The organism is Pseudomonas sp. PLMAX (assembly GCF_046042685.1).
Classification (GTDB): Bacteria; Pseudomonadota; Gammaproteobacteria; order Pseudomonadales; family Pseudomonadaceae; genus Aquipseudomonas; species Aquipseudomonas putida_AE.
Genome location: NZ_CP064949.1, coordinates 583,891 through 606,540 on the forward strand (window position 1 = coordinate 583,891; position 22,650 = coordinate 606,540).

The window sequence follows — 22,650 nt, forward strand, 5'->3', positions numbered from 1 at the left end:
GCTGGCGCACCACGTTGCTCATGTCGCTTCCCTTGCACAGAGTTCTGACAACATCCGCAGCCGGCGTTTCGGTTCAGCGACGAATGGATTGCGCTCGTCCCAGGCATAACCGGCGAGGATCGAGCTGATCATGCGGCGGATTTCCGGATTGCCATCCGGGTAGTAGATCACGTCCTGGAAAGTCCCGGCGTACCAGCCCTCGACGTAGCAGCGGAACGTATCGACCCCGCGCTTGAGCGGTTCGGCGAATTCACGCTGCCAGTCCACGGACTCGCCTTGCAGCTGGCGGTGCAGGACGCTTGCGGCCATGCTCGCCGAGCGCATGGCGATGGTCACGCCGGAGGAAAACACCGGGTCGAGAAATTCCGCGGCATTGCCCAGCAAGGCGAAACCGCGACCGTGCAGGGTTTTGACGTTGGCCGAGTAGCCGCCGATGGTGCGTGCCGGCGTATCCCACACGGCATTGTCCAGTACCCCGGCCAGGCTGGGGGTCTCGGCAATGAAGCCGCGCAGGCAATCGTCGAGGTTGTCGCTGCGGCCCTCGAAATGTTCCGCCGCGGCCACCACACCGACCGAGCAGCGGCCATTGCTGAACGGAATGGTCCAGAACCAGACGTCACGCTGGATGGGATGGGTGGTGATGAGGATCTTGGTGCGGTCGAAGTTCGGGTGGTCGATATGGTCTTCGACATGGGTGAACACCGCCTGGCGCACCGGGAAATTCGACGGTGCTTCAAGGTCGAGCAGGCGCGGCAGGACACGGCCGTAACCGCTGGCGTCGAGCATGAAGTCAGCCTCGATGCGGTACTCGCTGCCGTCTTCGCGCCGTACGCCGAGCAACGGCTTGGGCTGTTCGATATCGACGCTGACGATGGTTTCGCCATAGCGGATTTCCACGCCCTGCAGCGCTGCCTGGTCAGCCAGCAGTTGGTCGAAATCGGCGCGCTGGACCTGGAAAGTCGTCGGCTTGCCCTGGGTGAAGGTGTCGCCGAAATCGAAGGTGCTGTAGCGCTCGCCCCAGGCAAACGCCGCGCCGGTTTTCAACTGGAAACCCGCCGCATTGACGGCGTCGAGCATGCCCGCTTCCTCGACGAAATCCAGGCAGTGGGACAACAGGCTTTCGCCGATGGAAAACCGCGGGAAATGCTGGCGTTCGATCACCAGTACGTCATGCCCCTTGCGCTTGAGCAGCGCGGCGGCGATGGCCCCTGAGGGACCCGCGCCGATGACCACGATCTGACGACGTTGCGTTTCAACGGTTGGCATGGGGGCTCCTTGCCTGGGCGGCAGCTATCAATGGGATCCGGTGCATGCCGGCCAATGCCGGCAGCAGGGTCGCGACCAGGCCCATCAGCATCAGCGCAAAGTACAGCGCCGGGCTGATGAGCTGTTGTTGCAGCAGCAGGTTGAGAAAGACGATTTCGCTCAAGCCGCGAATGTTCAGCAATACGCTTTCGCGCCAGCGACTGGCGCCCTGGAACGAGGCGCCGGCCCAGCCAAGGCCGAGCCAGTTGCCGAGCAGCTTGCTGGCGATCGGCAACAGCAGCAGGGCCGCCAGCTGCACCCAGCCGAGGCTGTCCATGGCGCTGTGAACGTTGATCTGCACGATACCGAAGGTGAGTATCAGCGGAATGGCGATGTACGTCTGCAAGCGGTTCATCCAGATCGCCGGCAATGGCAGCACCAGCGGCGCCTTGAGCGCCGCCATGACCAGTACATAACCGATGCCGAAAATCAGCGCATTGAGCTTGTAGTGTTCGGCGACCACCAGTAACGCGAAAAAGCCCAGGCTGTAGAGCCAGGTTTGCCGCAGGCCCAACAACCGCAGCAGCACGGGCAGGCAGGCGCCGGCCAGGGGCAGCAACAGGCTGCTCAGGTGCAGGCTGCCTTGAGCGATGGCGAACAGGGTCCAGCAGGCCAGGTCGATGATGATCGCGGTCTGCACCAGTCGCCGGGTGGCGCTGTGCGGGTAATTAATATGCCGCAGGTACAGGTATAACACCGGGATCGCGGTGATGGCGAACAGCAGGCCGACCGCCAGCGAACTGATCCAGGGTTGCGGCGGCAACAGCCAGATGGCCGTGGCCAGGCCGCACGCGAACGGAATGCAGAAACTCGGCAGGGCGATTTTCAAGCTCTGGCGGTCCAGTTGCAGATCGATCACATCGCTGAGGATATAGCCCAGCAGCAGGGCGAAACTCAGGCTGTAGAGGTTCTTCAGCCAGCCCGGTGATACCAGTGCTGCGCCGCTCATTTGCCATTGTGGTTCGATCCAGAAGTACATCAGCAGGGGCAGGCCGAGGGTTGCCAGCAACAACTGGCTGACGATGGGGATCAGGCCGAAATGGCGCCCGACCCGGGTCGCTACGGCGAACAGTACCAGGGCCATCGCCCAGAACAGCCCGATCATCATTGAGTTGGCTCCGTGAGGCTGGCGGCGTGTACCTGGCGACCGGCCCAGGGCGCGAGCAGGAAGCTGAAGACCAGGCCCAGGCTCACTGACAGGCCGAAGTTGCTCACCGCTGGCGTGCTCGAAACCGCCAGCAGGCCGAACGACAGCCAGGTGGTCAGCGCGGCCAGCAAGGTGCCCAGCAGGCTTACGGCGGCGCCGCCGACCTGTTCGCGCATGAGGATGGCGTAGTCGACACTGATCGCCGTCACCAGCAGCAGGCCGAACAGGCTGAACAGGGTCAAAGGCTGCCCCAGCCAGCCAAGACTGGCCAGGCTGCACAAGGCCGCCAGCAAGGGCAGGGAAACAATTCGCAGCGCACCGCCAAGACCGAACGGCAGGATCAGCACCAGCACGATCAGCACGCAGGAGGCGAGTTTCAGTTCGGAGGCACTGATCTGGGTGGCGGCGAACACGCTGTTCAACTCGCCCAGGCGGTCCACCAGTTTCACGCCTGGCAAATCCTCGGCCTGTACCCGTAACAGGGCAGGATTGTTCAGGCCCTGCAAGCTGACCATCGCCGCCACGCCGTCCGCGGTCGGCCCCAGCCACAACAGGCGATAAGGCTCGGCCAAGGGACCGGCCAGCGCGCTGTCGATATCTTCGACAGGCAGCGCCTGCAATTGGCTCAGCTCCGCCTGCAGCGCCTGGGCCGGTACGCCGACATCGAGCAACGGCTGCCAGAACGCCGGCAGTTTGCTCAACGCCTCGCGAACCTTGTGCTGTTCGCTGGGCGGGCTGACCAGTTGATTGAGTGACAGGTAACCCTGGAGTTTCTCCAGGCCAACCAACTGATCCAGGCGTTCACTCAGGGCGCCCTGGCGTTCGAGCAATTGCTGTTGGTCGGCCGCCTGCACGAGGAAGAACTGGCTGGTGGGTTGATAACCGGTGATTCGCGCAATGGTCTTCGCTTCGTCGGTCAACTGCTGGGGCGCGCCGACCCATTGGCGGATGTCGTTACGGGTCTGGAGCTGTACCAGGCCGCCGGCACAAAAAGCGATCAGCAGCGCCAGTAATACCGGCGTGCTCAAATACCGCAGCAACGCTTCGCGGCACGCCAGTAAATATTCGCAAAGCCGCAGTGGCCATAGCGCCGGGCGCAGCTCGGCACCCTTGAGCAGCGCCGGTAGAAGGCACACTGCGGACAAATAGGCACCCAGCAGGCCTGCCGCCGAAAACACGGCGATCTGGGTCAAGGCCGGGAAGGGCGTCCAGGCCAGGGCCAGGTAGCCGATGGCGCTGGTGACCAGGCTCAGGGTCAGGCCCGGCAAGGTCAGGCGCAGCGCCGGCCAACTGTGCCAGGGTTTCAGGCTCCAGCTCTTGGACAAATAATGCAGGGGGTAATCGACGGCGACACCGATCAGGCTCGAACCCAGTACCAGCGTCATCACATGCATGTGGCCGAACAGTGCCACGCAGGCCACCGCGCCGAACAGCATGCCCACCAGCACCGGAACGAACGCCAGCAGGACACGCCAGCGGCGGAAGGCCAGCAACAGCAACAACAGGATCCCGACGGTGGCACCGCCCCCGACCCAGGTCATCTCCCGGGACGCCTGGCGCTGGCCGTTGGCTGCGTACAACAAGCCACTGGCGGCGAGCAGTTGCACGTCGGCCCGGGCGGCTTCATCGCGGCTGTGCTGGAGCAGGTCGGCCACTTGCAGCGGCAGGTTCATGTCGAAGGCGTTGCCGGTGGCCCGCGCTCGCAACAGCACCCAGTGCTTGCCATCAGCCTCGGCGATCAAGGCGCCACTGCCAATGTCCAGTTGCACGGCACCGTGCTGTGGCTGGCTGTTCTGGATGCGCCCGGTCAGGCCCAGCCAGTCATCCTGGCTCGGCACCAGGCTGAAGCCGGTGAAGGGGTCGAATAGCGCTTGCACCCGTTGCTGGATAAAGGCATCGGGGTGCTCGATCAATTGCTCGCGATCGTCGGCCGCGAGCATGGCCAGTCGGCCTTGCAGCAGTTGCGTGCGCAACGCCGGCAAGTCGGCTTGCAGGTTCCATTGGACCTTTTCGAACAGGCCGCTGGCTTGCCACTGATCCCCCAGCGTTTGCGCCATGGCGATGGCTTGCTGCCTATCGCTATGGCCAACCAGCACCAGCATGTCGCGGTTCAGCGGCTCCTGCATGCGTTGTTCGGCGCGCAATTCCAGCGCATCCGGCGCGGTGCCGGGCACCAGTTCCATCAGGTTGGCCGACAGTGGGGCGCCGTTGCGCCATTGCCAGCCGGCGAGCGCCAGCACTGCCACCAGCAGGATCAGGAATAGCCACGGCAGCCTGCGTTCACTCGGCAAAGTCATGCTGCTCCGTGTCGCTCAAGGGTTGCGCGCTGGTGCTGTCCTGCATGCGCAACAGGGTGCTGTCGCCCTGGGTTTCCAGCAACTCGATGCTGTGCACCAGTTCGCCGCCGGTGATGTTGATCTGGTTGAACACCTGCTTGAGCAGCATCGAGCGCGGCGTCAATGTCAGTGTCCAGTTCTGCGCGTCGCCCGCGAGAGACAGCTCGAAGTCCCGTTGCAGCCCGCTGCTGTCGCCTTGCAGGACGGCCAGGAACAAGCGGTTCTGCTCGGCGCCGGCACTCTTGCCCGGCAGCATCTGCCAGCCGCTGGCGTCACGTCGGGCAATGCCTGCGGCGTTGATGCGGTAGTCCTGTTGCAACGGCGTTTTCAGCAGCCACAACAGGCCATGATTTTTCGCCAGGACGAAAGTGCCCTTGCTGGTCAGTGGCTGGGGCAGGGCGCGCAGGTGTTTTTCCTGGATGAAGTTGCCGTGGATCACCTCGGGCCTGGCCAGTTGCTCGCTGAGTTGCTGCAGGTCGAAGGCGTTGGCCAGCCCTGGAATGCCCAGCAACACGCAAAACACTGTAGGAGCGAGCTTGCTCGCGAAAAACCTGAGAGCACCGCGGAGTGTCAGGTGCCCAGCGTCACCGTTAACGACCATCGCGGGCAAGCCCGCTCCTACAGGGGACACAATCATGGCAGCGCCCTCGCTACGGCATCGGTGAACACCTTGGGTGAGGCCAATTGCATTTCGCGATTGCTCATGTCGACGGCGACCTGCACGGACACGGCGCGAGTCAGGCGCTCGCCGGTTTCCAGGTCACTGATCAGGTAGTTGATCTTTAACCGGTTCTCCCATTCCACCAGATTGGCGCGCACGTTGAGCTTCTGCCCGAACTCCGCACCGCGTACGTAGCGCAATTGCAGGTCGATCACCGGCCACGCATAACCGGACTCGGACATCGCCGTGTAGTTGTGGCCGATCTTGTCGAGCAATGCGCAGCGGGCGATTTCCAGGTATTTGACGTAATGACCGTGCCAGACGACGTTCATCCGGTCGACGTCGAAGAACGGCACGACGATTTGTGTATCGGTGTGAAGCACTCCCTTGCTACGCATGCAGCCTCCAGTGTTGTGCGGCGATTCGTTGCAGACACAGGCGCAATTCGCCTTCCAGCGCGCGGTCTTCGATGACCGGCGGAAAATCCTTGGCCAGTGCTTCGTGCATGGCCGCCAGGGCCGGTGGCAGCGGCCGTGCATCCTCGGCCTGGGCGCGCAGCCACACGCCCTGGTTGGCGGCCAGCAAGGTGGCGGCGGCGACCTGCTCGGTCAGCTCCAGCACGCGGATCGCATCACGGGCCGCGATGGTGCCCATGCTCACCTTGTCCTGGTTGTGGCATTCGGTGGAGCGCGAGAAAACGCTGGCGGGCATGGTGTTTTTCAGCGCTTCGGCGGTCCAGGCGCTGGTGCCGATCTGCACGGCCTTGAAGCCGTGGTTGAGCATGGCGCGCTCGGCCGTGGCGCCGGACAGGTTGCTTGGCAAACCGTGGTTGTAGCGCTCATCCACCAACAGGGCGAGTTGTCGATCGAGCAGGTCGGCGACGTTGGCCACGAGGTTTTTCAGGCTGTCCATGGCGAACGCGATGTGCCCGCCGTAGAAGTGCCCGCCATGCAGCACGCGCTCGGCCTCGGCATCGATGATCGGGTTGTCGTTGGCGCTGTTGAGCTCGATTTCAATGAACGAGCGCAGCCAGTTCAGGCTGTCGGCCAGCACGCCGAGGACATGGGGCGCGCAACGCAGCGAGTAGCGGTCTTGCAGGCGATGCAACGGCGCGGTCGGTGCGTCGATGGCCAGGTCCTTGCGCAGCCACGCGGCGACTTGCATCTGCCCCGGGTGCGGTTTGGCGGCGAACAGGCGCTCATCGAAATGCTCCGGGTTGCCTTGCAGCGCCACCACATTCAGTGCGGTGATGCGCGTGGCCAGTTGCAGCAGGTAATCGGCGCGGGCGTAGGCCAGGCAGGCGAGCCCGGTCATCACGGCGGTACCGTTCATCAGCGCCAGGGCTTCCTTGGGCCGCAGCACCAGCGGCTGCCAGCCAAGTTCGCGGTGCACATCGGCGGCTTGCCGGCGCTCGCTGCGATACATCACTTCACGCTCGCCGGACAGTGTGGCGGCGACGTACGACAGCGGCGTCAGATCGCCGCTGGCGCCCACCGAACCTTCTTCCGGAATCAGCGGCAAAATGTCGTGTTCAAGGAACGCCTGCAGGCGTTCCAGCAGTTCCACGCGCACCCCGGACACACCCTGGCAAAGCGACTGCAAACGGGCCGCCAGCACCGCGCGGGTGGCCTGCGCGTCCAGCAGCTTGCCCAGGCCGCAGCCGTGGAAGGTGTACAGATGACGCGGCAAGGCCTCGACGTGATGCAGCGGCACCGCGACCACGCAGGAATCACCGTAGCCGGTGGTCACGCCGTAGATCACGCCTTCCTTGTCCAGCAGGGAATCGAGGAACTGCGCGCCTTTGGCGATGCGCTGGCGGAACGTCGGGTCGCCCTGCAATTGCGCCGGCGCCTGGCGGTTGGCCAGGGCCAGCACATCGTCGATGCGCAAAGGGCGTTCGCCGAAGATTACAGGCTCAAGCGTTGGCGTCGTCATCGGTCTTCCAAAATGGGTAAAAGTTGAACCATTGTTGAGGCGCTTCGAGGCAATAGTGACTCAGGCGCTCGGCATAACGGGCGGCCCACTGATGAATGACCTGTTCGCGCTCGGTTCGTTTCCAGGTGATCGCGTCAGCGAAGGGTTCGAGGGTCAGTCGATAGCCGCCATCGGGTTTCTTCAGGCACAGCAGCAGGTTGACCGGGCATTTCAACAGCCCGGCCAGCAGCCACGGCCCTTGCGGGAATTTTGCCGGATGACCCAGGAAGTCCACCGTCACACTACGCCCGCCGTGCAGCGGCACGCGGTCGCCGGCAATCGCCAGCCATTCGCCGCGTTCCAGGCGTTCGTGCAGTTGCAGCATAATCACCGGGTCCAGCTCACTGACCTGGATCAGCCGCAGATTGGTCGCACCGGCTTCGCCCAGCAAGCGATTGAAGCGTTCGGCATGCTTGGTGTGCACCAGCACGTTCATGGTGACACGTTCGCCGATCTCCGCCAGGGCGCGGCAGACTTCGAGATTGCCCAGGTGAGCGCCCACGAGCATTTGCCCGCGAGTGCCGCGCAGCTGGTTGCGCAGCAGCGCCGGGTCGATGATTTCGATCTGCTCGATGCTCAGCTTGCCGTTCCACACGTCGAGCTTGTCGAGCAGGGAGTCGGCGAAAGCCATGAACTGGCCGAACACCCGCCAATGGCTCGGGCGCAGTTCGTCGCGACCGCTCCAGTCGGCGAGCCGTTGCTGGTACTGCCAGGCACTGTGGCGGGCACTGCGGCCGAACAGGAAAAAGTACAGGACAATGCCGTACAGCAACGGGCTCAGCAGTCGACGACCCAGCAGTTTGGCGGCGACGGCGGTGAATTTCATCAGCCAGAAGCTGCCGCGTTCCTCGCGATCGGCCCAGTGCTCCTTGTTGACGCTCATGGGCGCCACCGTCGCCAGAGAATCACCGGCGAGCGAAATAACATGCCGAAGAACAACCGGGTGTGCATGCTCGAAATCAGCACGTTGTCGTGGAACATGCGGAAATGTGAAACACCGTCCATCGGGTAATGCACCCTGGTTTGCAGCCATAACATCGGCAGTCCGCGCCAGGCCAGGCGCACCAGGATGTCCGAGTCGAAGTCCATGCGCTTGCCGATCTTCGCCGATTCGATCAGCGCCAGCACCGGCGGCAAGGGGTAGACGCGATAGCCGCACATGGAATCGCGAATCTGCAGCGACAGGGTGTTGATCCAGACCATGACGTGGGTCAGGTAGCGGGCGTACAAACGACCCTTCGGCACGCTGTCATCGTAGAGCGGATAGCCACAGACTACGGCTTCGGGATGGGCGCGGGAGCGTTCGATAAAACGTTGCACATCCTGCAGGTCGTGCTGGCCGTCGGCATCCACCTGCAAGGCGTGGCTGAAACCCAGGCGCGAGGCTTCGCGAAAACCGGTCATCACCGCACCGCCCTTGCCCTGGTTGGCGGCGAGGCGGATCAGGTGCACGTTGTCGCGCAACGCCAATTGATCGAGCACCCTGGCACAGGCCGGGCTGCTGGCGTCGTCCACCAGAATGCACGGCAGGTGGCTGGCGAGCAGCGCATCCACCACGGTGGTGATCGCGGTTTCGTGGTTGTAGACCGGCACCACGGCGCAGGGATTATGCATGCGCCGCCACCAGCAGGATCCGCCCGCTGGAGCAGGTGGCGATTTCGTTGCGATAGGCGAAATACAGTTTGCCGCGGCTCGGGTCGAAGCGCAGGTGCAACTGGACTTCATCGCCGGGACGGATCAGTTGCTGGAACTTGAGTACTTCCATGCCGGCGAATGTCTCCGGCAGGTTCATCAGCTGTTGGCCCAGATGCATTGCCCACTCCACCTGCACCACACCGGGCAGCACCGGCGCGGTAGGGAAGTGCCCGCTGAAATAGGCAAGGTCCGGGGGTACAGCCAGTTGCAGGCTCCACTCACCGTTGGCTTCGACCTGTTCGAGCACCACAGGTGCCTTGGGGCGCGGCGCCAGCAGCAGGGCTTCGACGTCGGCCTGGGGCAGTTTGCCCTGGGCGTTGAGCGGCAGTTGTTGCAGCAGGCGCCAGCGCCTTGGCAAGGCCAGGGTTTCGCAATGCAGGCTCAGGTGTTGCCGCAATTGTTCCGTGAGTGTGCGTCGTCCTTGATTGCGCAGTACATGCAGGCCCGCGTCAGTCAGGACCACCAGCGCGCCCAACGAGGCGCGGTTTTCCTGAACGACACCCAGGCGCGCTTCGGCCACCCAGTCGTGGGCCATCAGCGCCTGCTCCAGCATCGGCAGCGAGATCCGTTTCTCTTCCAGCTTGACGATCCGATCCAGGCGTCCGAGCAGTTCGAAGCGGCCGTCAGCCGCAATTCGCGCGGCATCGGCCGTGTGCTCGATATGGCCGTCAGGCAAGTAGGGCGAGGTGATGAGCAAGGCCCCCTGGTCGTCCTGGCTCAACTGAACGTTGGCAAAGGGCTGCCACAGGGACTGACCCTGGCGCCAGGCGATGCCGCCCGTTTCCGAACTGCCGAAAATTTCCGTCGGCCATTGGTGAAGGCGTTGTTGCAGGCGCTGCGCGGCCTCGGCTGGCAGTGCGCCACCGGAGGAAAATACCCGACGCACCGCGCTCAGCGCTGCCCAGTCGAGGTTGTCGCCCATGCGCTTGAGCAGGGCCGGGCTGGCCACCCAGGCGAAGGCCGGGTACTCGCGACTGGCGCGCTGCAGGTCTTCCGGGAAGGCCAGTTGCCTGCGCACGAACGGGCGCCCCGCGCACAGTGGCCACAGTACCCGGAACAGCAGGCCATAGATGTGCTGGGTGGCGACGCTGCCAATGATGCAAGCCGAACCCAGGTCGGCGCCCCACAGCTGTTCCAGGGCCTCAACTTCATTGACCAGTTGGCCCAGGTTTTTTTCGATGCGCTTGGGTTCGCCGCTGGAGCCGGAGGTGCACAGGCTCAGCGAGCAGCCTTCAAGGTCGAGGGCGGCGGCGCCAAGGGGGGAATCCTGGTAATCGCCCAGGTGTGCATCGTCCGGCTGATCGGTGAGCCATACATCCACTTCGCCGGACCAGCGCTGGCGGGTCTGCGGTTGCAGGTCGGCCGGCAGCAGCACGCCTACCCCGGCACGCCATGCGCCCAACAGGGCAATCGCCAGGTCGGCGGCGTCTTCAAGATGCACGGCAATGCGCCGCACACCGCGGTTTTGCAGGCTGGCGGCCAGGCGCAGGGCCTGCTCGCGCAATTGTGTGTGATCGAGCTGCGGTTCGGCCGTCACGGCACGCTCCGGCTCGGCCTTGAGCAGCAGGTGCTCAAGTTTTATCCAGTTCATGGGCGGCCTCGTACCCGTTGTCGTATCAGCCATTCAATGGCAAACATCAGGCCTATCAATCCGTAGGAGATCAGGCCGGTGTACAGCATCCACCAGCTCAGCGGCGCCCACAGTGTCAGGGCTGCAGCGCAGATCCCGTTGCACAGGAAAAAGACGCACCAGGCGATGGTCACCTGGCGGGTATAGCGGATGGCCTTGACCGGCAAATGCGCTTCGCGCAGGCGGGCCAGGCGTTCAACCATCGGCGGGCCGTATTTCAGGCTCAGCCCGAACAGTCCCAGCATGAACCCGCTGATCAGTACCGGATACCAACGCAGCAGCGACGGACTGTCGAACAGCGCCAGCAACAGGCAGAACAGGATGGCCACGCATGCCATCCACAAGCTGCCTGGTCGTCGCTTGCCGGTCAGCGCTCGGGCCAGCCACAGGCTGCCCAGCAGCAGCCCGAACTGCCACGGCGCGAAATGCTCCATGCCGAAATACACCGCAAAAGGGTATAGCAGGCCCGCCAGCAGCAGGCTGAGGCCGATCAGTCGACTCATGCGGCCGGTTGAACCAGACGGTAGACCGCCTCGACCACGTCGCTGACGGTACGCACCGATTTGAATTCTTCGGCCGCGATCTTCTTGCCGGTCTGGCGCTTGATGTGATCGATCAGGTCGACCGCATCGATGCTGTCGATTTCCAGGTCCTGATACAGGTTGGATTCGAGGCTCACCCGTTCGGGGTCCAGTTCGAACAGCTCGACCAAGGCATCGCGCAGGGTTATGAAAATGTCGTCACGAGTTTGCATGGTCCGGTCTCAAGCTGCCTGTTTTGCGGTGACGAAGGCCGCAAGGCTCGCCACGTTACTGAAGTGATTGCGCGTGTCCTTGGCGTCGGCATCGATCTTGATGCCGTATTTTTTCTGGATGGCCAGGCCGAGTTCCAGGGCATCCACCGAGTCCAGGCCCAGGCCTTCGCCGAACAGCGTCTGCTCGTCGCCGATGTCTTCGGCGCTGATGTCTTCGAGGCCGAGGGCGTCGATGATCAGGGATTTTATTTCCAGCACCAGGTTATGAGTCTGCAGATCGCTCATCTTTGGCGAGCTCCTTAGTAAAATAGGTATGCAAGTAATCGTTGAGCTTGCGCGAGGCCTGAGGGGCAGGGCCTAGCGCTGCGAAAGTCTGGGGGTCCATATCGGCCCCGACGCGAATACTGAAGTGTACGCGGCGCTTGGGGATCCGATACCAGGGTTCGGCCTTGGTCAGTGTGGTCGGGCTGACCTTGATCACCACGGGGGTGAGGATTTTCGCACCCCGCAGGGCAATTGCCGCGCCCCCCCGATGAAAGGCGGGTGCCTGGCCCGGCTGGGTGCGGGTGCCTTCGGGAAAGATGATCAGGGGCTGGCCTTGTTTGAGCGCATCGGCGGCGGCATCGAGCATGTCCATGCTGCCGTCGTTGCTGATGTATTCGGTGCGACGCAGGGGGGTGCGAGTGAACGGGTTATCCCAAAGGCTTTGCTTGACCACGCAGTTGGCGTGGGGGACCAGCCCGATCAGGAACACCACATCGATCAGCGATGGATGATTGGCGATGATCATCTGGCCCGGTCGCCCGAGTTTGTCCGCACCTTGAATCTCGTAGGTCAGCACGCCAGTGCGGGCCATGAACCGGACGAACAACCAGAAGCAGCGGCTGACGGTTTGTCGCGCGCGCAACCGGTGGGTCCGGGCATCACCCGGCAGGCAGGCCAGCAGCGGGAAAACCACCAGGCGCAGGCACAGGCCGCCCAGCCCGAACAGGGCAAAGCTGGCGGCCGTGGCCAGCAGCCGCCAATAATAGGCATCGCGGTTTTTTTCAGTCACAGGCTGCGTTGCCAGGTCCATACACGATTTTTCCAGGCATGTTGGCAGGTGGTTTGCGGGCCGAGCAGCGTGCACAACAGATTCAGCGCGTGAGGCCAGCGAGCTTTGGACAACGCATCCGTGGCGCTGTTCAGGGTCAACTGCCAGTCATTGCCCGGGGTAATCAGCAGGCCGACGGCATAGGGGAAGGGCACATCGTCGATCCAGGTCGAATAGGCCTGCGGTGGCTGCTCTTCGGTGATCACCAGCAATACCGCAGGTGCGCCTTCAGCCAGCAGGGCCGCGGCCTCCAGCATGCCGTGCTCCAGGCCGTCGCCAGCGGCGGCCAAGGCAGTCATTTCGCTGGTTTCACCGCGCATGATCGACCACAGGCCGATGATCGCGTTATGCACTGACAGGCTGAACTGGGTCGGCGACAGCGGCTGGTCGACGGCCAGGTCGCTGAGAATATCGAAGGTCCGTGGGGTTTCGCCGTGACGGGAAACAAAGACCAATGGCAGGTCCTGACGACCTTCGGCCAATGGCCAGCCGACACTGAAGGCCATCCTCGCCAGACGGCTGAGCCGCCGACGCTGCATGGCCGGCAGGAACGAGACATCGGGTGCGGCATCGCTGCCCGGCAACATCGAGGGTTGCCGGCACCAAGCCTGCCAGTCATCCACGCTTTCAAGCCCCGGGGCCCAAGCGCGCCACTGGGCGATGTTGAAATTGATCACAGACATTCAATCCCGCCCTTGCAGGCTTCCTGACGCGGTGAGTGACGCATTGGCACGGCACACCCTACGTGGCGCTTGGCGCCGAGTGGTGCGCATTATCCCGGTGCGGCGAACCTGTAGCAAATGCTGGTTACATTTTGCCCAGTGGGATTTACCGGTCAGTTCGCAAAAACTGAACGATTGGCAATCATTCACGTTTTCATGGGCCGTCTGTCGGCTTTGGACTCGGTTCAATAAGGCGCCAGCGGCTTTTTCAGCAGGAAAAGGCTGATGACCGTGTAGTCCCTGTGTTTGTGAGGTAGCGAAGCCATGCCGTGGACCACTACACTCGGTCATTCTTTGATACACGGAGGTTTTGCAATGCGGCGCGTGGTGTTCAATCAGAAAGGTGGCGTGGGCAAATCCAGTATTGCCTGCAATCTGGCGGCGGTCAGCGCCAGCGAGGGTTATCGCACCTTGTTGGTCGATCTCGATGCCCAGGCCAACTCCACTCAGTACCTGACCGGCCTCACCGGTGACGATATCCCGATGGGTATTGCCGATTTCTTCAAGCAGACTCTGTCCTCCGGGCCTTTCTCCAGGAAGAACCAGGTCGACATCTACGAAACCCCGTTCGAAAACCTCCATGTCGTGACCGCTACTGCCGAATTGGCGGACCTGCAGCCAAAGCTTGAGGCCAAGCACAAGATCAACAAGCTGCGAAAATTGCTTGAAGAGCTGGACGAGGATTACGACCGGATTTACCTCGATACCCCTCCTGCTTTGAATTTCTATGCTGTTTCAGCATTGATTGCCGCCGATCGTGTGCTAATTCCCTTCGATTGCGACAGTTTCTCGCGTCAGGCGCTATACGGTGTGCTGGCGGAAATCGAAGAGCTCAAGGAAGACCATAACGAAGGGCTGGAAGTCGAAGGCATCGTCGTCAACCAGTTCCAGGCCCGCGCCAGCCTGCCACAGCAAATTCTCGATGAGCTGATCGCCGAGGGCCTGCCGGTGCTGCCGGTGTACCTGGCCAGCTCGGTGCGTATGCGCGAATCCCACCAGGCGAATACGCCGCTGATCCATCTCGATCCGCGGCACAAGTTGACTCAGCAGTTTGTCGAGTTGCACAACCTGCTGGAAAACACCTGAAGATCAAAAGATCGCAGCCTGCGGCAGCTCCTACAGAGATCGTTTCAACACTGATTTCTATGTAGGAGCTGCCGCAGGCTGCGATCTTTATGGCGGTCTCAGATCCCCTGGCTACGCAACCAGCTCATCAGCTGCGGTAGCGGGAACGCCCCGCTCTGACGCGCCACTTCCCGGCCGTTCTTGAACAGAATCAGACTCGGAATCGAGCGTATGCCCAGCTGTGCCGACAATTGCTGGTTCGCCTCGCTGTCCAGCTTGGCCAGCCGGCACTTGCCCGCCAATTGCCCTGCCGCCTGCTCGAACACCGGCGCAAACGACTTGCACGGCCCGCACCAGTCTGCCCACACATCCACCAAAAGTGGCAGATCGCCCTTGATCTGACTGGCGTAATCGCCTTGCTTGAGTTCGAAAGGCTTGTTCAGCAGGAGTTCGGCCTTGCAGCGTCCGCATTTCGGATGGTCGTTGAGGCGCTCCGCCGGAATACGGTTCAGGCCGTTGCAGTGGGGGCAGGGGATGAGGAGTGGGTCGGTCATGAGGGAGGTCCTGTTGAGAAGCCGATCACTGCTATTTGGAGACGTTTGCTCATATTTTCAATTGTGCGGTGTCGCTCGATAAAACTAGGCTGAGTCGTACTAAGCGAGACCACTGGTCTGGTTTGGGTTATCGCATATTGCGATATTTTCAGTCTGTGATTAACTCACCATTGCGCAATGCGATAAGGATGTTGCATGCGAGTGTTTTCCGAAAAACGAATCTGGGATGCCAAGGAAAAGTGGCCGCAGGCGGCCAGTGCACTGGACCAGTGGTATCGAACGGTAAAGCGCGTCACGCCAAATGATTTTGCAGCAATGAAGTCTTCATTTCCCGCAACCGACAAGGTTGGTGAGCTTCATGTTTTCGATATTGGTGGTAACAAATTACGGCTGATCGCCTACGTTCGATCGGCATCAAAAAATCTACATCAAGCATGTGCTGGATCACCGCGAATATGACCGCGGTAAATGGAAGGAGGGTAGGGTATGAGCATTCTGATAAAAAACGCAGCGGAGCACTGGGAGTTTGTAGCGCCATTGCTACGCAAACCCAAAAACGAAGACGACTATGACACGCTGGTGCAGGCACTCGACGAGTTACTCGAGATGACCGGAGTTGACGAGTCGCATCCTCTGATGAGTCTGGTGGACATCATCGGTGACTGGATTGAGGAATGGGATCACAAGCATCACCCAATGCCCCAAGCCACAGGTGCTGAAGTGCTTGGATACATGATGCGCGAACATGGTTTGACTCAAAGCGACCTGCCAGGCGTCGGGCCTCAGTCGGTCGTTTCCGAGATCCTGAGCGGCAAGCGCCAGCTCAACCTGCGGCAGATCCGCTGGTTGGCCGAGCGCTTCAATGTGCCGGTGGACGTCTTTATCTGACGCGTCTCACGACGAACAACTGATCTCCAGATGCTTGCCCCACTCCGGCGGCCGTTCGGCGTAGCTTTCCATCCCCGGCTGTTCCTCGAACGGCTTGCTCAGCACGGCGTGCAGTCGGCGAACCTCCGAGTAGTCGCCACTTTCCGCCGCATCGATAGCCTTCTGCGCCAGGTAGTTGCGCAGGATGTACAGCGGATTCACGGCATGCATCCGCTTGCGACGCTCCTCCTGATCCACCTCGCCTTCTCGGGCCACGCGGGCGACATAGAGCTCGCCCCAGGCATCGAAACCCTTGAGGTCAACGAAGTCATCGCGCAAACGGGCGATAGCCGCTTCGGGTGAGTCTTCACCCAGGCGCCGGAAGAACAGGCTGTAATCGACGCCGCTGTTCTGCATCAATTGCAGCAGATGCTCCAGCAGCTTCTGGTCGTCGTCCTCGGCGGTGGTCAGGCCCAGGCGGCGGCGCATCAGGTCCAGGTAATGGGCCTGGAACAGCGGCAGGTACAGGCCCAAGGTTTCGCGCAGCGCTTCGACACTGATGAACGGTGTCAGGGCCTGGGCCAGGGCGCTGAGGTTCCACTGGCCGATCGGCACCTGGTTGCTGAATGAATAGCGACCCTGATCATCGGAGTGGTTGCAGATGAAATTGGCGTCGAAGTCATCGAGGAAGGCGAACGGGCCGAAATCGAACGTGATACCGAGGATCGACATGTTGTCGGTGTTCATCACCCCGTGGCAGAAGCCATAAGCCTGCCACTTGGCGATCAGTTCGGCGTTGCGCTCGACGATTTCACGGAACATCGCCAGATACGGTTCCGGTTGTTCCAGGCACTCGGGAAAGTGCATGGCCAGAACATGCTCACCCAGCACTTTCTGCTGCTCGGGGCGTTTGGTGTAGTAGAAATATTCGAAATGCCCAAAGCGCACATGGCTCGGTGCCAGGCGCAGGACCATGGCCGCGCGCTCCTGTTTTTCCCGCCAGACCGGGGTGTCGGAGCCGATCACGCACAGCGCCCGGGTGGTCGGGATGTTCAGGGCATGCAAGGCTTCGGAGGCGAGGAACTCGCGGATCGAGGAACGCAGCACCGCACGGCCATCGCCCATGCGCGAAAAGGGCGTCTGGCCGGCGCCCTTGAGGTGCAGGTCCCAATGTTCGCCGGCTTCGTTGTACACCTCGCCCAGCAACAGGCCGCGACCGTCGCCCAGTTGCGGGTTGTAGGAGCCGAACTGATGACCGGAATAGACCATCGCCCTGGGAATCGCGTCGGCCCAGAGTTTGTGGCCGCTGAACAGCTCGGCGAACTCTGGGGTCTCGGCCACTGCGGGGTCGAGGTCGAGTAGGGCCATGGCAGCCGGGCTCGCGACTACCAAGCGTGGGTTATCGATAGGTTCGGGCAGCACGTGGGCGGAAAACGCATCGCCCAGGCGGTCGAAGCGGTTGTCGAAGGTCAGTTCGTCGAGGGCTTTCAAGGGCCGGCTCCAGCAGAATGTCCGAGCATTCTGCTGGGGATTGGCCGGTTAGTCGAGTTTGGCGGCGGGCGGTTCCTGCGCCGGCTTGCCGTCGACCATTGGCACGATGGTTTTCGTTTCCGGTTCGATCGGCACCAGTTTGTATTCCTGGCCGTGAAGGTTCTTGAGGTAGACCTCCATCTGGCGGAACGAGATGTTGATGTGCTGCTTCTTGAACTCGCGGTTGATGAAGCGGTTGACCTCATCGAGCACCGGGTTGCGGTCGCCCAGGTCGCGCACATGCATGCGCAGTTCGTGGTCGAGGGTGCTTTCGCCGAAGTTCAGGAAGTACACGTGCGGCTCGGGTTCCTTGAGCACCCGCGGGTTTTCCCGTGCGGCTTTCAACAGCAGTTCTTTCACCAGGTCGAGGTCCGAGCCGTAGTCGACCCCGAGCTTGAGGGTGACTCGGGTGATGGTATCGGTCAGCGACCAGTTGATCAGTTGCCCGGTAATGAACGTCTTGTTCGGGACGATGATGTCCTTGCGGTCGAAGTCGGTGATGGTGGTGGCGCGGATGCGGATCTTGCTCACCGTACCCGACAGGTTGCCGATGGTGATGGTGTCGCCAATGCGCACCGGGCGTTCGAACAGGATCATGATGCCGGAGATGAAGTTGGCGAAGATCTCCTGCATGCCGAAGCCAAGGCCTACCGACAGTGCCGCGACCAGCCATTGCAACTTGTCCCAGCTCACGCCGAGGGTCGACAGGGTCGAGACGAAGCCGATGCCGGCGATCACATAGGACAGCAGCGTGGTGGTGGCGTAGGCGCTGCCCTGGGCCAGGTTCAGCTTCGACAGCACGAACACTTCCAGCAGACCCGGCAAGTTACGCGCCAGGGCAAAGGTGATGCCGATGATGATCAGCGCGCCGAGCATGTCGCCGATGCTGATCGGCACCATGCTCATGTTGGCGCCGGTGCCGCTGGTGTATTCGTAGAGGGTGACGTTGTCCAGGTACGAGAACACCGTGATCAGGTCGGCCCAGACCCAGTAGAGCGCGGCGATGAAGCCGCCCAGCAGCGCCAGGCGGATCAGGCGCAGGGACTGTTCGTTGACCTTCTCGATGTCCATCGTCGGTTCTTCGATGACCGCTTCGCCATCGCCAGCTTCCTTCGCCGCCTGGCGTTTGGCCAGGGCGCGCTGGTAAGCCAGGCGGCGCGCCGCCACGCTCAGGCCGCGCACGAAGGTCGCTTCGATCACCAGCCAGAACATCAGCAGGTAAAGGGTGTTGATCAGCCGGTCACTGAGTTTCAGCGCGGTGTAGTAGTAACCAAAACACACGGCCACGAACAGCGCGATGGGCAACGCGGTAAACCCGATGCCCAGGACCTTGCGGAACAGCGAGGCGTTTTCGTGGGTCGGGCTGCTGATCAGCAAGCGGCTGAGCAGCCAGGTCATCAGTGCGTAGCAGATCAGCACCACCGGCATGCCGAGCACGTCATCGGCCAAAGCCGCTGGTTGCAGCTCGGCAACCGCCACCACGGTGACCAGCGCCATCACCACCATGCCAAGGCGACGAACCCAGCCGCGGAGGAATTCGACCTGGGGTTTTTCCCAGCGGAAATGCAGTTCCGCTACGCCACCTGGCGCCAGGATGCGGTAGGCGGTGTAGAACACCAGCCAGGCCCCGGCCATTTGCAGCAACGCCGCGCCCATGCTCGCGTTCTGCCCGCGGGCGTCGATTTGCAGGGCCAGGCCACACAGGGCGAGGCCCAGCGACACCGGCATCGCCAGCAGGATGTTGATCAGGATGGCCTGGGGCGTGTGCCACTGGCTGTCGCGCTTGAAGTGGCCGATGTCCTGGTGAACCTTGTTGAGGCGCGCATACAGCTGCTTGCGTCGCCACAGCAGTGCGCCAATCAGCAACGCCAGCGGCAGGAATAGCAGCGGGCGCTGGGTCAGGCCGTCGACCAGTTCACTCAGGCTCGAGGCCCAGGGCAGGGTGTCGACCTGACGGTTCAGGCGTTCCGGCACAGCCCGCATCCACTCCAGATCCAGTGGCTTGTTGCTGGGAATCCAGAACATCTGCTCGTCGAGGGTCGCGCGCAGGCTTTGCGCCGTACTGAGCAGTTGTTTCTGGTTCAGTTGCAGGGTGATGGATTCGTTGAGCACCGCGCTCAGTTCGCGGTTAAGCCGCTCCAGCAGGTCGGCGCGGGTGGTGGCCAGTTCCAGCAGGCTCTTGCGCAGCTGCGGCGTGACTTGCTCCGGCGGCTGGGTCGACAGCAGGTTGTCGACGTAGGCGGCCGGGTTGCTGAGCAACTCCCGTTGCTGGCTGACTTCGAACTGATACAGGCGAATGTCGGCGATCTGGTCCGCCAGGTCACGGTCGACCCGAAGGCGCGGCAAGGCCTGTTTCTGTTTGTAGAGAATCTTGGAGAGCAGCAGGCTGCCCTTGAGCACGTTGATCTGTTCGTCCAGGGCGGAATCGCTCTGGGTCAGGCTGTCCAGTTGCTGCTTGGTCTGCAGGTTTTTCTGAGTGACTTCGTTGAGGCGGTCGGTGCTTTTGAGCAGGTAGTCCGAGAGCTTCAGGTTGGCCGTGCTTTCGATGGCCAGCAGGCTGCTGCCGCCGGCCTTCTGGGCTTCGATCGATTGCTGGGTGACCGTTTCCTGGGACTGCGCGAGGCGCTTCTGGTTGATCAGGTTTTGCAGCTCTTGAATTTCCTGGTCCAGGCGATCTGATTTTTCCGACAGCAGATCATGCTGGCTGTTGCCCAGGTCTTGCAGCTGAGTGTTGCCCGCCAGTTCCTGGCGGCGCAGCGGGATCAGGGCGTTCAAGGCCGCGAGCTCGGCATTGAGCTGGTCCCGTTGCTCGCCGCTCAGGGTCTTGCCGGCGTCTTTGCCGGCCTTGAGGATGTTGTTGATCTGCTGGATGCGCGTCTGGCTGGCGGAAATTTCCGCCTGTGCGCGTTCGGGGCGAGTCTGGGCGGTGATGATCAGGCTGTTGGCGTCGCCCAGGGCTTTTTGCAGATCGCTTTGCTGGGTTGCCCGTTCGGTGAGCATTTGCTCAAGCTGCTGGATCGACTCCTTGGCAAAGCGTTGCGCCACCGGCACCACGCTGCTGGCTTTCAGGCGGGCCAGTTCACGCTGGTTCTCGATGGTCAGTTTGGGCGCGGTCGCCAGTTGTTGCTTGAGGTCGACCAGCTTCTGCTCGTAGTCGCGCTGGTTGTTGAGCTGTGTCAGCGTGCTTTGCAGGACCGATTGCAGGGCCTTCTGGTCGGCTTCCGGCAGTTTGCGGTCGGCGATCTTGTCCAGGCTCGCCTGCACGGATTCGCGGTTCGGCGGTTCGGCGGCTTGTACTGTACCGACAGAGAGGCTCAGCCCCAAAAGGACCATGACGAAAAAAGTGCGCAGGCTTGACATAGAGACCGATCAAAAACAGGACGAAGAGTGGAGTTTAGAGGAAGAGTCCCGGACCCGGGCGACTTCCTTCGGGGAATCTGACGCCCACTTTGCCGATCTTGTTCCCCTCCATGACCGCGACGGTCCAGATGGTATTGTTCCATTCCACCTGGTCACCGACCACGGGTGCACCCCCCACCTTCTGGGCGATGAAGTGGCCCAGCGACATGCTCGGATCGATGCCTTCGACCTTCAACCCGTACAGGGCAGCAACCGCGGCCAGCTGGGCGTCTCCTTCGAGTACGAAGTCGCCGAAGAAGCGCAAATCGAGGCCGCGTTGCGGTGCCTGGCTGAACAGTTTTCCGAGGGCCGCCAGGTTGTGTTCGTGGCCGATAACACACAGCAAATCATCGACTTCCAGCACCGTACTACCCGACGGATGGAGCAGTTGCTGGCCACGAAACAGGGCGGCGATGCGCGTGCCTTCCGGCATTTTCAGTTCGCGAAGGGGCGAGCCGATGCACCATTTTTCGGCGCCAAGACGATAAACGAACAGTTCCCACTCGCTGGTGACGTGCACTTCCAGGGCGGAGCGGGAAATTGGCGCAGGCTCGGGCGGCACGGTTACCTTCAGGAGCTTGGCGATCCATGGCAGGCTAGTGCCTTGCACCAGCAGCGACACCAGCACGATAAAGAAGGCGAGGTTGAAGTACAGTTGGGCGTTGGGCAGGCCCGCCATCAGCGGGAACACCGCCAGAATGATCGGAACCGCACCGCGCAGACCAACCCAGGAAATAAACGCTTTCTCTCGCCCGTGGAAGGCCTTGAACGGCAGCAGGCCGACCATCACCGACAACGGCCGGGCAAACAGGATCATCCACAGCGCCAGTCCCAGCGCCGGCAATGCAATCGGCAACAGGTCGTGGGGCGTGACCAGCAGCCCCAGCACCAGGAACATGCCGATCTGCGCCAGCCAGGCCATGCCGTCGAGCATGTGCAAAATGCCGTGGCGGCTGCGCACCGGCCGGTTACCAATGACCAGCCCGCACAGGTACACGGCCAGGAAACCGCTGCCATGCAGGGCGTTGGTCAGGGCGAACACCACCAGGCCGCCGGCAATCACCAGGATGGGATAGAGGCCGGTGGCCAGGTTGATCCGGTTGACCAGTTGCAGCATGAGCCAGCCACCGCCGAGGCCGATCACACCGCCGATGCCGAACTCGCGCAGCAGGTGGGTCAGCAGGCTCCAGTGCAGGCCGGTCTGGCCACTGGCAAGCATGTCGATCAGGGTCACGGTGAGGAACACCGCCATCGGGTCGTTGCTGCCGGATTCGATCTCCAGGCTGGCGGTCACCCGTTCGTTCAGGCCTTTGCCGCCCAGTAGCGAAAACACCGCCGCGGCATCGGTGGAACCGACGATGGCGCCGATCAGCAGGCCCTGGATCAGGTTCAGGTCGAACAGCCAGGCCGCGGCCATGCCGGTCAACCCGGTGGTGATCAACACCCCGACCGTGGCCAGCGACAGCGCCGGCCATAACGCCACGCGGAAACTCGACACGCGGGTACGCAATCCGCCGTCGAGCAGGATCACCGCCAATGCCAGGTTGCCGACCAGATAAGCGGTGGGGTAGTTGTCGAAGATAATACCGCCGCCATCGACGCCGGCCGCCATACCCACGGCCAGGATGATCACCAGGATCGGGATGCCGAGGCGCGACGAGAGTGAACTCACCAGAATGCTCGCACCTACCAGCAACGCGCCGATCAAGAACAGGCTGTTGATGGTCGTCGCATTCAAAGGCAGTACTCCGGAAGGCTGGATAGCGGGCACAAACTGACCATGCAGTCTGCGTGCCAGCGATTCTAACCTGTTGAAATGTGATGCTGTCAAAAAGCTTTGCAGGGGCACACGGTCGATGCTCGTGGATTTGCACCATGGCGACGAAGTGCAGGAACCAGATCGGCCAATCACAGTCTC

General features: G+C 62.1%; 20 protein-coding genes and 1 pseudogene. 3 read left to right on the forward strand and 18 right to left on the reverse strand.

Annotation, left to right across the window (positions count from 1 at the left end; genetic code table 11):
• Window positions 1-18: 18 nt before the first annotated feature.
• Genes DKB71_RS02680 through DKB71_RS02745 form a run of 14 tightly spaced genes read right to left on the reverse strand, consistent with a single transcriptional unit; the run spans window position 19 to window position 13,278 of the window.
• Window positions 19-1,266, reverse strand: a complete 1,248-nt coding sequence (locus DKB71_RS02680) for an NAD(P)/FAD-dependent oxidoreductase (RefSeq protein WP_408599552.1) — start codon at window positions 1,264-1,266, stop codon at window positions 19-21.
• Window positions 1,253-2,413 carry a sodium:proton antiporter gene (locus DKB71_RS02685; protein ID WP_408599553.1) on the reverse strand — a complete coding sequence of 387 codons (1,161 nt, stop codon included), beginning with the start codon at window positions 2,411-2,413 and terminating at the stop codon, window positions 1,253-1,255. The genes DKB71_RS02680 and DKB71_RS02685 overlap by 14 nt, the downstream gene beginning before the upstream one ends.
• On the reverse strand, window positions 2,410-4,749 hold the full coding sequence (locus DKB71_RS02690) for an MMPL family transporter (RefSeq protein ID WP_408599554.1): 2,340 nt from the start codon (window positions 4,747-4,749) through the stop codon (window positions 2,410-2,412). Before DKB71_RS02690 ends, DKB71_RS02685 begins: the two co-directional genes overlap by 4 nt.
• Window positions 4,733-5,425, reverse strand: a complete 693-nt coding sequence (locus DKB71_RS02695) for an outer membrane lipoprotein carrier protein LolA (RefSeq protein ID WP_323606462.1) — start codon at window positions 5,423-5,425, stop codon at window positions 4,733-4,735. The genes DKB71_RS02690 and DKB71_RS02695 overlap by 17 nt, the downstream gene beginning before the upstream one ends.
• Entirely contained in the window at window positions 5,422-5,847 is a 426-nt protein-coding gene (locus DKB71_RS02700) for a thioesterase family protein (RefSeq protein ID WP_274076065.1), read from the reverse strand. Before DKB71_RS02700 ends, DKB71_RS02695 begins: the two co-directional genes overlap by 4 nt.
• On the reverse strand, window positions 5,840-7,384 hold the full coding sequence (gene hutH, locus DKB71_RS02705; RefSeq protein WP_408599555.1) for a histidine ammonia-lyase: 1,545 nt from the start codon (window positions 7,382-7,384) through the stop codon (window positions 5,840-5,842). The genes DKB71_RS02700 and hutH overlap by 8 nt, the downstream gene beginning before the upstream one ends.
• Entirely contained in the window at window positions 7,365-8,306 is a 942-nt protein-coding gene (locus DKB71_RS02710; RefSeq protein ID WP_408599556.1) for a glycosyl transferase, read from the reverse strand. The genes hutH and DKB71_RS02710 overlap by 20 nt, the downstream gene beginning before the upstream one ends.
• A complete protein-coding gene (locus DKB71_RS02715; RefSeq protein ID WP_408599557.1) occupies window positions 8,303-9,037 on the reverse strand; it encodes a glycosyltransferase family 2 protein in 735 nt (244 codons plus the stop codon). The genes DKB71_RS02710 and DKB71_RS02715 overlap by 4 nt, the downstream gene beginning before the upstream one ends.
• Window positions 9,030-10,709: an AMP-binding protein gene (locus DKB71_RS02720; protein WP_408599558.1), complete on the reverse strand. Its 1,680-nt coding sequence runs from the start codon at window positions 10,707-10,709 to the stop codon at window positions 9,030-9,032. Before DKB71_RS02720 ends, DKB71_RS02715 begins: the two co-directional genes overlap by 8 nt.
• Window positions 10,706-11,251 (reverse strand): hypothetical protein, encoded by a 546-nt coding sequence (locus DKB71_RS02725; protein WP_274076060.1) that lies wholly within the window; start codon window positions 11,249-11,251, stop codon window positions 10,706-10,708. Before DKB71_RS02725 ends, DKB71_RS02720 begins: the two co-directional genes overlap by 4 nt.
• Entirely contained in the window at window positions 11,248-11,502 is a 255-nt protein-coding gene (locus tag DKB71_RS02730) for an acyl carrier protein (RefSeq protein ID WP_046819912.1), read from the reverse strand. Before DKB71_RS02730 ends, DKB71_RS02725 begins: the two co-directional genes overlap by 4 nt.
• A gap of 9 nt (window positions 11,503-11,511) precedes the next feature.
• Window positions 11,512-11,787, reverse strand: a complete 276-nt coding sequence (locus tag DKB71_RS02735) for a phosphopantetheine-binding protein (protein WP_408599559.1) — start codon at window positions 11,785-11,787, stop codon at window positions 11,512-11,514.
• Window positions 11,765-12,577: a 1-acyl-sn-glycerol-3-phosphate acyltransferase gene (locus tag DKB71_RS02740; protein WP_274076058.1), complete on the reverse strand. Its 813-nt coding sequence runs from the start codon at window positions 12,575-12,577 to the stop codon at window positions 11,765-11,767. Before DKB71_RS02740 ends, DKB71_RS02735 begins: the two co-directional genes overlap by 23 nt.
• Window positions 12,553-13,278: a beta-ketoacyl synthase chain length factor gene (locus tag DKB71_RS02745; protein ID WP_274076057.1), complete on the reverse strand. Its 726-nt coding sequence runs from the start codon at window positions 13,276-13,278 to the stop codon at window positions 12,553-12,555. The genes DKB71_RS02740 and DKB71_RS02745 overlap by 25 nt, the downstream gene beginning before the upstream one ends.
• A 354-nt stretch (window positions 13,279-13,632) precedes the next feature.
• Here DKB71_RS02745 and DKB71_RS02750 point away from each other — a divergent pair, with 354 nt between their 5' ends.
• Window positions 13,633-14,403, forward strand: coding sequence for a ParA family protein (locus DKB71_RS02750; protein WP_274076056.1), 771 nt, complete (start codon window positions 13,633-13,635; stop codon window positions 14,401-14,403).
• A 98-nt stretch (window positions 14,404-14,501) separates the two neighbouring features.
• Here DKB71_RS02750 and trxC read toward each other — a convergent pair whose 3' ends face one another.
• Window positions 14,502-14,936, reverse strand: a complete 435-nt coding sequence (trxC, locus tag DKB71_RS02755) for a thioredoxin TrxC (protein ID WP_323626713.1) — start codon at window positions 14,934-14,936, stop codon at window positions 14,502-14,504.
• A 195-nt stretch (window positions 14,937-15,131) separates the two neighbouring features.
• Here trxC and DKB71_RS02760 point away from each other — a divergent pair.
• Together DKB71_RS02760 and DKB71_RS02765 are read left to right on the forward strand one after the other, a co-directional pair.
• Window positions 15,132-15,426 (forward strand): annotated as a pseudogene (locus tag DKB71_RS02760) (type II toxin-antitoxin system HigB family toxin).
• Entirely contained in the window at window positions 15,423-15,824 is a 402-nt protein-coding gene (locus tag DKB71_RS02765; RefSeq protein ID WP_274076053.1) for a type II toxin-antitoxin system HigA family antitoxin, read from the forward strand. The pseudogene DKB71_RS02760 and the gene DKB71_RS02765 overlap by 4 nt, the downstream one beginning before the upstream one ends.
• A gap of 6 nt (window positions 15,825-15,830) precedes the next feature.
• Here DKB71_RS02765 and selO read toward each other — a convergent pair whose 3' ends face one another.
• Genes selO through DKB71_RS02780 form a run of 3 tightly spaced genes read right to left on the reverse strand, consistent with a single transcriptional unit; the run spans window position 15,831 to window position 22,470 of the window.
• Complete coding sequence (gene selO, locus DKB71_RS02770) at window positions 15,831-17,294, reverse strand: protein adenylyltransferase SelO (RefSeq protein ID WP_408599560.1); 1,464 nt, start codon at window positions 17,292-17,294, stop codon at window positions 15,831-15,833.
• A gap of 48 nt (window positions 17,295-17,342) precedes the next feature.
• The gene (mscK, locus tag DKB71_RS02775) at window positions 17,343-20,693 is read right to left on the reverse strand and encodes a mechanosensitive channel MscK (RefSeq protein ID WP_408599561.1); all 3,351 of its coding nucleotides are present in this window, start codon (window positions 20,691-20,693) and stop codon (window positions 17,343-17,345) included.
• Between the two features lie 34 nt (window positions 20,694-20,727).
• Window positions 20,728-22,470, reverse strand: coding sequence for a potassium/proton antiporter (locus DKB71_RS02780; RefSeq protein ID WP_323606454.1), 1,743 nt, complete (start codon window positions 22,468-22,470; stop codon window positions 20,728-20,730).
• Window positions 22,471-22,650 lie beyond the last annotated feature (180 nt).

Coding starts and splice junctions, on each gene's coding strand:
- DKB71_RS02680 (WP_408599552.1), bottom strand. CDS start 1,266: ATGCCAACCGTTGAAACGCAACGTCGTCAGATCGTGGTCATCGGCGCG.
- DKB71_RS02710 (WP_408599556.1), bottom strand. CDS start 8,306: ATGAGCGTCAACAAGGAGCACTGGGCCGATCGCGAGGAACGCGGCAGC.
- DKB71_RS02730 (WP_046819912.1), bottom strand. CDS start 11,502: ATGCAAACTCGTGACGACATTTTCATAACCCTGCGCGATGCCTTGGTC.
- DKB71_RS02715 (WP_408599557.1), bottom strand. CDS start 9,037: ATGCATAATCCCTGCGCCGTGGTGCCGGTCTACAACCACGAAACCGCG.
- DKB71_RS02725 (WP_274076060.1), bottom strand. CDS start 11,251: ATGAGTCGACTGATCGGCCTCAGCCTGCTGCTGGCGGGCCTGCTATAC.
- hutH (WP_408599555.1), bottom strand. CDS start 7,384: ATGACGACGCCAACGCTTGAGCCTGTAATCTTCGGCGAACGCCCTTTG.
- DKB71_RS02720 (WP_408599558.1), bottom strand. CDS start 10,709: ATGAACTGGATAAAACTTGAGCACCTGCTGCTCAAGGCCGAGCCGGAG.
- DKB71_RS02750 (WP_274076056.1), top strand. CDS start 13,633: ATGCGGCGCGTGGTGTTCAATCAGAAAGGTGGCGTGGGCAAATCCAGT.
- DKB71_RS02765 (WP_274076053.1), top strand. CDS start 15,423: ATGAGCATTCTGATAAAAAACGCAGCGGAGCACTGGGAGTTTGTAGCG.
- DKB71_RS02700 (WP_274076065.1), bottom strand. CDS start 5,847: ATGCGTAGCAAGGGAGTGCTTCACACCGATACACAAATCGTCGTGCCG.
- DKB71_RS02740 (WP_274076058.1), bottom strand. CDS start 12,577: ATGGACCTGGCAACGCAGCCTGTGACTGAAAAAAACCGCGATGCCTAT.
- DKB71_RS02695 (WP_323606462.1), bottom strand. CDS start 5,425: ATGATTGTGTCCCCTGTAGGAGCGGGCTTGCCCGCGATGGTCGTTAAC.
- DKB71_RS02685 (WP_408599553.1), bottom strand. CDS start 2,413: ATGATGATCGGGCTGTTCTGGGCGATGGCCCTGGTACTGTTCGCCGTA.
- DKB71_RS02735 (WP_408599559.1), bottom strand. CDS start 11,787: ATGAGCGATCTGCAGACTCATAACCTGGTGCTGGAAATAAAATCCCTG.
- trxC (WP_323626713.1), bottom strand. CDS start 14,936: ATGACCGACCCACTCCTCATCCCCTGCCCCCACTGCAACGGCCTGAAC.
- mscK (WP_408599561.1), bottom strand. CDS start 20,693: ATGTCAAGCCTGCGCACTTTTTTCGTCATGGTCCTTTTGGGGCTGAGC.
- DKB71_RS02745 (WP_274076057.1), bottom strand. CDS start 13,278: ATGTCTGTGATCAATTTCAACATCGCCCAGTGGCGCGCTTGGGCCCCG.
- DKB71_RS02690 (WP_408599554.1), bottom strand. CDS start 4,749: ATGACTTTGCCGAGTGAACGCAGGCTGCCGTGGCTATTCCTGATCCTG.